Annotated in this window: 8 protein-coding genes; 3 read left to right on the forward strand and 5 right to left on the reverse strand. The window is 72.7% G+C overall.

What is annotated here, in order from left to right:
* The 3 genes from AOK23_RS51080 to AOK23_RS40935 all read right to left on the reverse strand — a co-directional run.
* Positions 1–1,646: PAS domain-containing protein (locus AOK23_RS51080; RefSeq protein WP_240496800.1), on the reverse strand; the 1,646-nt coding region annotated here is incomplete at its 3' end.
* Positions 1,647–1,970: 324 nt separating this feature from the next.
* On the reverse strand, positions 1,971–2,363 hold the full coding sequence (locus AOK23_RS40930; RefSeq protein ID WP_055717480.1) for an SCO5389 family protein: 393 nt from the start codon (positions 2,361–2,363) through the stop codon (positions 1,971–1,973).
* Positions 2,364–2,455: 92 nt separating this feature from the next.
* Positions 2,456–3,424, reverse strand: coding sequence for an ATP-binding protein (locus tag AOK23_RS40935; protein ID WP_055717481.1), 969 nt, complete (start codon positions 3,422–3,424; stop codon positions 2,456–2,458).
* Between the two features lie 477 nt (positions 3,425–3,901).
* Here AOK23_RS40935 and AOK23_RS40940 point away from each other — a divergent pair, with 477 nt between their 5' ends.
* On the forward strand, positions 3,902–4,831 hold the full coding sequence (locus tag AOK23_RS40940; RefSeq protein WP_055717482.1) for a hypothetical protein: 930 nt from the start codon (positions 3,902–3,904) through the stop codon (positions 4,829–4,831).
* Positions 4,832–4,942: 111 nt separating this feature from the next.
* On the opposite strand, the gene AOK23_RS40945 is transcribed toward AOK23_RS40940, so the two are convergent.
* Entirely contained in the window at positions 4,943–5,698 is a 756-nt protein-coding gene (locus AOK23_RS40945) for a hypothetical protein (RefSeq protein ID WP_063791499.1), read from the reverse strand.
* A 343-nt stretch (positions 5,699–6,041) separates the two neighbouring features.
* Here AOK23_RS40945 and AOK23_RS40950 point away from each other — a divergent pair, with 343 nt between their 5' ends.
* Positions 6,042–6,398 (forward strand): GtrA family protein, encoded by a 357-nt coding sequence (locus AOK23_RS40950; RefSeq protein ID WP_055717486.1) that lies wholly within the window; start codon positions 6,042–6,044, stop codon positions 6,396–6,398.
* Positions 6,399–6,485: 87 nt separating this feature from the next.
* Positions 6,486–6,941, forward strand: a complete 456-nt coding sequence (locus AOK23_RS40955) for a hypothetical protein (RefSeq protein ID WP_055717483.1) — start codon at positions 6,486–6,488, stop codon at positions 6,939–6,941.
* 7 nt (positions 6,942–6,948) lie between these two features.
* Here the strand turns inward: AOK23_RS40955 and AOK23_RS48250 are convergent, their stop codons facing one another.
* Positions 6,949–7,425 (reverse strand): DUF6174 domain-containing protein, encoded by a 477-nt coding sequence (locus AOK23_RS48250; RefSeq protein ID WP_055717484.1) that lies wholly within the window; start codon positions 7,423–7,425, stop codon positions 6,949–6,951.
* Positions 7,426–7,675: the final 250 nt, after the last annotated feature.

A 7,675-nucleotide genomic window follows, 5' to 3' on the forward strand; every position in this document is an offset into this window, starting at 1 on the left:
GGCGTGCCCGAGGGCGCGGGCCGCACGGGAACCGCAGCCGACCGCCACGACGACGGCCCGGGTTCGGCGGGCTCGGCTGCGGGCCGGGCCGCCTGCTCCCGGCGCACCCTCTCGTCCGTTGGGCCGGCCGGATGAGCTGGGGTTGTGTGGCCGGTTGCCGGGCCGACCGCATCAGCGGCGGTCGTGTGGCCGGTTGCCGGGCCGGCCGGTTCGGCCGGGGAGGAGTGGGCGGCTGTCGACTGGGCCGGGTACGGCGTGGCAGTCGGGTCGGCTGCCGGGTGGGCCTGGGCGGTGCGGCCTGCGGCCGGGCCGGCCGGATCGGCCGGATCGGCCAGGGTCGTGTGGTCGGTCGCCGGAGGGTTCGGCTCGGCCGGGGTGGTGTGATCCGTCACCGGGCGGTGTGGCTCGGCTCGGTCGTGGGTCAGCCGACTGCGGTCGGTGCCGACGAGGGGCTGGGAGCGGTCGGGTGCAGGCGTCCGGTGGCCGTGCCCGGTTGGCTGGTTCTGGTCGAGGGAAGGCGTCCGGTGGCCGTGCCCAGGCGGCTGGTTCTGGTCGGCTGACTTGTCCTGGCCGGTGGTCCCGTACTCGCCGGTGGCCCTGTCCTGCCCGGGCGGTGTCGCCTGGTCTGCCTGGCCCGGCCCGGCGTCGGCCCTCGCGGTGACGCGCGGCCTGTTCGTCTCGGCGGGAATGCCTCGCCGTTCGCCCCTGCCGGCGACATCCGGCCTGCCCGCCCCCGCAGCACCACGCTCTGAGGCTCGCCCCTCGCCTCCGACGGCCCCGCCTACGACGCCGGCGCCCTGGCCCTCAGCGCTCGCGGACCCGCCCCCGGCGTCTGAGGTTTCGGCCCCGGTGGCTCGCCCCTCGTGACCGATGGCCCCGCCTACGACGCCGGCCCTCTGGTCCTCAGCGCTCGCGGACCCGCCCCCGGCGTCTGAGGTTTCGGCCCCGGCGGCTCGCCCCTCGTGACCGATGGCTCCGCCCTCGACGTCGGCGCCCAGGCCCCCCGCGCTCGTGGCTCCGCCCCCGGCGCCCAGGCCCCTCGCGCTCGTGGCTTCGCTCCATGCACCGGAGGCTCGGCCCTCCCGGCTGGCAGCCAGGCCCTCGGCGTTCCCGACTGCGCCCCCGCCGCCGGCGTCTTGAACCCCGCCACTTACGGCCAGTCCCTCGCCACTGACAGCCAGTCCCGCGCCACTGACCGCTCCCCCCTCGCCGCCGGCGGCCTGGCCCCCGCTCTCGCCGCTGACGTCTCCGCCCCCACCGCCTGCCCCTCGCCCCCCGGCGGTCTCCCCCGTCGGGGCCTCGCAGGCCGGGACCACGCGGACCATCACGCGGATGTCGTGGCCGTCGCGGTGGCGGGCGGTGACGATGCCGGACCAGCCGCCGCGGGCGCGGTGCGTGTCGGCCAGGTGGGCGATGCGGGCGCCGTCCTCGGGGTTCAGGAGCGTACGGACGCTGCGGCCCAGGATCTCGGCGGCCGGGTACCCGAAGAGCCGCTCGGCGTCCCGGGTCCAGCTCGTCACGATCCCGTCCGCGTCGATGAGCAGCGGCGCGGCGTCGGCCACGTCGAAGCGCTGACGGGTGACTGCACTGTCCCTGTCGGTCCCCACGGCGACCCTCTCTGTCGCTGAGACGCCCTCTGAACCCATTATTCACCTTGTGTGATCGCGAATAGGCCAACTTGTGACGGCCCGATTCACCCGGCGCCGCACCACGGCGCGCGGACATGTGCGGCAGAGGCGCCCGTCCACGACCCGCACGGCGCCGGATCGGGCGGGAACGGGACGAAGCCGTACGCGCGAACGCCACCGAGCCGAGGGCGCCTCCGCCCTCGCCCCCGCCGACCGTGCGGCCGTACGCCGGTAATGCGCCCCCGTACGCCCCCTGCGCTCCTGCGTGTCGAGCCGACCGCCCCCTCCGCGAGAGGGGGGTGGAGGGGGCGGTCGGCCCAGTTCAGGGACGCGGCGCGGGCGTCAGCAGTCGCGGAACTCCGGTGACTGGTTGAGGATCTGCGACCGCAGCGACGTGAACTTCGTGTACGTCGCCCCGCCGCGCGCCTCCGCCGGGAACACCGCCACCCGGTGGCAGTTCTGGAAGGCGAGCGCCACCCCGAAGTGCCGCTCCAGGCTGCCCCGGATCGCGTCGCTGGACAGCGCCCGCAGCAGCTGCCCGCGCTCCTTCTCCGACGGCGGCGGTGTCTGGTTGTCGGCGAACTCGACGCTGCCCGCGCGCAGTTCACCGACAAGGGAGGCGATCAGGTCGTACGCGTACGGCAGTGACGTACGCACCGTCTCCACGAACTCCTCCTCCCGCACCTCGCCCTTCTCTGCGTCGGCGAGCAACTGCGGGGAGACGTCGAGCGACATGGGTGTTCCTGTTCTGTGGATGTGCCGGGGGCAGCGGGCGAGGGAGAGACAGAGGGAGAGGGGGAGCGGGTGTGAGCTGGCGGCTGGTTCGGTCAGGTGAGCGTCGTGGTCGTCTTCAGGGCCTCCGGGCCGTGGCGGAACTCCGGGTCCACCTGGGCCGAGAGGTCGTGGCCGGTCGCCGCGTTCGCCCAGGCCGCCGCGTTGCGGAGGTGGAACTCGACGGCGTGCCGCTGGAAGGCGGCCCAGTCCTTCGTGCGGGCGTCGACGGCGGCCTTGAGCGCGTCGAGGGTCCGCCGGTTGTGGGACTCCAACTCGCCGTGCTCACGGCCCTGTTCCTGCGCCCGGACGTAGGAGGACTGCACGCAGTGCGCGAGCAGGTCGTCGCCGACGTGCTCCTTGAGGAAGAGGAGGTCGTCCTCGCCGGTGACCTTGTTGCCGACGACGGCGACCGGGATGCCGAACTCGGCGGCGTGCTCCTGGTACTGCCGGTACACCGACACGCTCTTCCGGGTCGGCTCCACGACCAGGAACGTCATGTCGAACCGGGTGAACAGCCCGGAGGCGAAGGCGTCGGCGCCGGCGGTCATGTCGACGACGACGTACTCGCCGGGGCCGTCGACGAGGTGGTTGAGGTACAGCTCCACCGCGCCGAGCTTGGAGTGGTAGCAGGCGACACCGAGGTCGCTCTCGTCGAAGGCGCCGGTGACCATCAGCGGGACACCGCCGACCTCGCGGACGTGCGTGCCGTGGACCTCGTCGTCGCCGAGCAGCCGCAGCAGACGCGAACCCCGGCCGGGCGGGGTCGTCTTGACCATGGCCTCGCGGGACACGATCCGCGGGTTGCCGCCGCGCAGGTGGTCCTTGATCTCACCGGTGCGGGAGCTGAGCGGCGGGGCGCCGAACGTCTCGTCCTCGTCGAGGCCGAGCGCGTGTGCCAGATGCTGGTTGATGTCCCCGTCGATCGCCACGAGCGGGGCGCCGCTCCGGGCGAGATGGCGGGCGAAGAGCGCGGACAGCGTCGTCTTGCCGCTGCCGCCCTTCCCTACGAAGGCGACACGCACGGACGACCACCCCGTTCGGCGGCGCCCGCGACGGACACGGCACCGCAAATGAAAATGGATGTCATGAACGTAGAGTCGGGAGCGGGTCGGACGTTGTCAAATCCCGCCACGCCGGTCCCCCGTCGGGCGGCGCGCGTTGGTGAAGACTTTGCGCGCCGGTGGGCAGCCGGCGGGGGGTTCATGGGGAGCCCGTGACACCACCGGAGCGCGGGATTCCCCATGTGTCCCGAATGTGTGCCCTCCGTGCGCACATCTCCGCACGGACCCAAATGACCTCCCGTTTCCCGAGGTTGACAGCCCCTACTCGGTGGTAAACGATGTGCTCACTCTGCGGCTCATGTGACAAGTGGGCCCGGTGTCTCTTCGACGACCTCACACCCCGGCGCGGCCCCGGTGACCCCGGTGCTGCCCTGTGCCGTCGCGCGCCCGCCGCCGTGCCCGGGGTCTCGCACCGCCAAGCTCGAGAATGGGATCTGCATGTCCATAGCGAGACGTGTCACCATGCGCCGCCTGCTCGGCACGGGCGCAGCCGCCCTCGCCCTGACCGCCGCCGCCTCCGGCTCCGCCTGGGCCACCGGCCCCGGCGGCGACGGCTGGGGTGAGAAGAGCTACGCCCCCGGCCAGGGCGCGGGCACGGCCACCGAGACCGACCGCTGCGAGTTCTCCCTGGACGGCGTGAAGTTCGCCGACTGGGTCAAGCTCGACGACCAGAACCTCAAGCCCACCGAGGACGGCAAGGTCCACATCACGGTCCGTGCCGCCGCCGACGCCACGACCTGCACGGTCTCCCTGGCCTCCTACCTCGCCCACGGCCCGACCTTCGCCACCTCCGGCGAGCAGGTCTTCGTCGACTTCGACACCGTCACGGTGAAGCAGGGCGGCACGGACACCCTGGACATCGCGGTCCCGGACGCGGGCTGCTACGCCCAGATCGACCTCTACCGCGGCAAGGTGAAGTTCGACGGCAAGCTGGACGCGGCCGACGGCTTCGAGCACGGTGACGTCCCCAAGGGCCCCGACCGTCCGGTCATCAAGGACAAGCTGATCGCGGCCTGGAACGGCGGCTCGAAGAACTGCGTGCCCACCGAGGAGCAGCCCCCGGCGGAGGAGGAGAAGCCCCCGGCCGACGAGAAGCCGCCCACGGACGAGAAGCCGCCGGCCGACGAGAAGCCCCCGACGGACGAGAAGCCCCCGGCGGACGACAACCCGTCGCCCTCCGAGTCCCCGAAGACCCCGGCGGACACCCCTGACTCCTCCCCCAGCCCCAACGGCGGCTCCGGCGACCTCGCCGAGACCGGTGGTGGCAACGCGATCCCGCTCGCGCTCGGCGCGGCCGGCCTGGTCGCGGCGGGCGGTGTCATCTTCGTGGTGACGCGCCGCAAGTCGGCGGGCCGCACGGGCGCCTGAGCCCCGGCCCGCCCGCGGGCCGCGGTCCGAGGTCCGCGGTCATCCGTGACGCGGTGACGTCCGACGCGCGCCCGGCCCCTTCTGTCCGGAGGGGGCCGGGCGCCCGGCGGTTCAGCGCACGTCGACGTAGTCCCCGCCCGCCTTGGCGGTGGAGGTCGTGCCGGTGCCGGTGAACATCCAGCGCCAGTAGCCGTCGACGGTGGGTTCCACCGTGGTCCTCAGGGCGCCGCCGGCGCCGCTGGTCACCTTCTTCACGGTCTTGTACGTGGAGGTGCCCGCAGCGCGGAACTGGAGGTTCACCGAGCGGCCGGAGTAGCCGGCGTACGTGCGGGCCTTCCAGTCGGCGCGGCTCAGTTTGCCGGTCACGGTGAGCGGCGCGTTCCTCCCCACCGGCTCGGGGCCCGCGTCGGCCGTCAGCCTGGCGAGCCGGCGCACGGTGAAGGTGCCGGCCCGGTCCGAGTCGAACCAGTCCCCGTCCTTCGCGGTCACATTGGTCTCGACGTACCAGTGGTCGTCGGCCGCGCCGTTGCTGGAGACGTTGCTCGTGTCGACCGTCCAGGAGCCGGTGCACGTGGAGGTCGTGGCGGTCTTCGCGGTGCAGGTGAGACCGCGGTCCGACGACCTGTAGACGTAGCCCGACAGCGTCACACGCAGCTTCATCTCCTTGATCCCGGAGTCGTCCCGCGCCGTGACGCTCACCTTGAAGGTCTTCGGAGCGGTGGGCCCCAGGGCGAGTTCGGCCCCGCCGTTGACGACGACATCAGTGATCGTCGTGTCCCCGTAGCCGGCGGCGTGGGAAGCCGGGGTCAGGAGGGCCGACAGGGTCAGGGCGCCGGTGAGGACGGCGGTTATGGAACGGATGCGCACGTGCGTGGTACCCCCACATCGGTGGTCCGTCCGCCGAGGCCCGGCGGACAGCTCGGGCCCCAACCGTCCCAGGGGAACCGGGCGATGAGAGGGAAATCACCCGAAACGGCCGTCTGCCCGGCCCTGATGTAGTACGCGTCGGCACCGGCGCGGTGTCACGGTGGAGTCCACTGCCGGGGCACCGGCACGACAGACGTACCGACGGAGGGCCCCAGCCGTGCAGCACGACCGAGGACCGGGTTCCGTGACCCACACGGCGCCATGCGTGCAGGCGGGCGCGACGGCGTCCCCCGAGGCGCGCCCCGCCCGGCCGGCGCGGGCGCCGCGACCGCTCGCGGCGCAGCTGCTCACCTTCGCCGTGATCGGCGTGATCAACACGGCCACGTACTACGGCCTCTACCTGCTCCTCCTGGCCGTCGTCCCCTATCTGGCCGCCCACCTCCTCGCCTTCGCGCTCAGCATGACGGGCTCCTTCTTCCTCAACGCCCGGTTCACCTACCGCACCCGCCCGACGCTCCGGAAGTTCCTGCTCTTCCCACTGGGCAACGCCACGAACTTCCTGGTCACCACCGCGGGCGTCTATGTCGTCGTCGACGTGCTCCACCAGGGCCATCGCCTCGCCCCGCTCCTCGCGTCCGGGGTGGCGATCCCGGTGACGTTCCTCGTATCCCGCACCATCATGTCGCCGGCCCCGCGCTGAGCATTCCGGCGCCCGCGTACGTACGGAAGGGGAGCCCACGCGGCAGGAAGCAGACCGGTACCGAGCACGCGGAACGGAGTACGGCACGTGGTGAGGAAGCTGACGCGCGGAGTCACGCTGGCGGCCGGTCTGGCGGTGCTGCCCCTGGTGGCAGGATGCGGCGGCGGTGACGGGGACGGGTCCGCCAAGAAGGCGGACGACACCAGCAGGGTGGCCGAGGTGGTGGCCCCCGCCAAGGTCGAGGTGATCGCCTCGCTCACCGGCTGCGAGGTCAAGATCCGCACCGAGGCGGAGGAGCTCCGCGAGGGCGTCTGCCACACCAAGGCCGGCGACTACCTCATCACCACGTTCCCCAAGGAGGAACTCCTCCAGGTCTGGCTGGACTCCGCCTCCATATACGGCGGCAAGAAGCTGGTCGGCCCGCGCTGGGCCATCTCCGCGAAGGAGGAGGTGCTGGAGCCGCTGCGGAAGAAGGTCGGAGGCACCGTCCAGGACCTGAGCACCTACGGCAGGACGGGCGGCCCGGGTCCGAGCGCGTCGTGACCGCGGCTCACCGGCCGTCCCGGTCCGGCCCGTCCGACGGCCGGTAGTCCCTGATCTCGTACACCGCCTCGTCGTCGATCGCGTCCTCGTCCCAGTCCAGGGAGATGCGCGTGGGCCGGCCGTCCGCCGCGTGGTCGACGTCCACCCGGTCGGCGTCCTCGCCCCTGGCCGCGTCCGCCTCCGCCAGCAGGTCCCCGATGGTCGGCATCCGGCCGTCCGCCTCCCGCGCCACGCGCCGTGAGTCCTCGTCGGCCCCGACGGCCCTCGTCACCTTCCCGTCCCGCACGGTCACCTCGAACGTCCCGAGCAGGGACCGCTCGCCCTCGCTCGACGTGAGCGTGTACGTGTAGGAGGTGGGCTCCCGCCACGTCGGCCGCGTGGACGCCGTCCCCGAGGACGACTCGCTCCCGCACGCCGCCACCACCCCCGACACCGCCACGGCCAGGACGGCCACAACCGGCTTGCTGATACGCGTCTTCGACATGGAGAGCCCCCTCGGTGAGTCGGTCCCCCCTGTGACGGGGCGGGGGCGGGAAACGTTCGCGAGGGCCGTTCCCAGTGCGGAATTCGTGCGCCGTGGTCGCTCTCGGCGTCACATCGTCGTGTTCTGCCCCACCCGTTGACTTCCACCCCGTCCGGCTCTACTTTCGGCCAGCCGATACGTTCGGCAAGCCGATCCTTGTTCGAGATATCGCCCCCCGGATATCCATCGAAGGAGCCGCATGCCCCCCGCC

Origin of the sequence: Streptomyces torulosus, assembly GCF_001419765.1 — a bacterium.
GTDB classification, from domain to species: Bacteria; Actinomycetota; Actinomycetes; order Streptomycetales; family Streptomycetaceae; genus Streptomyces; species Streptomyces torulosus.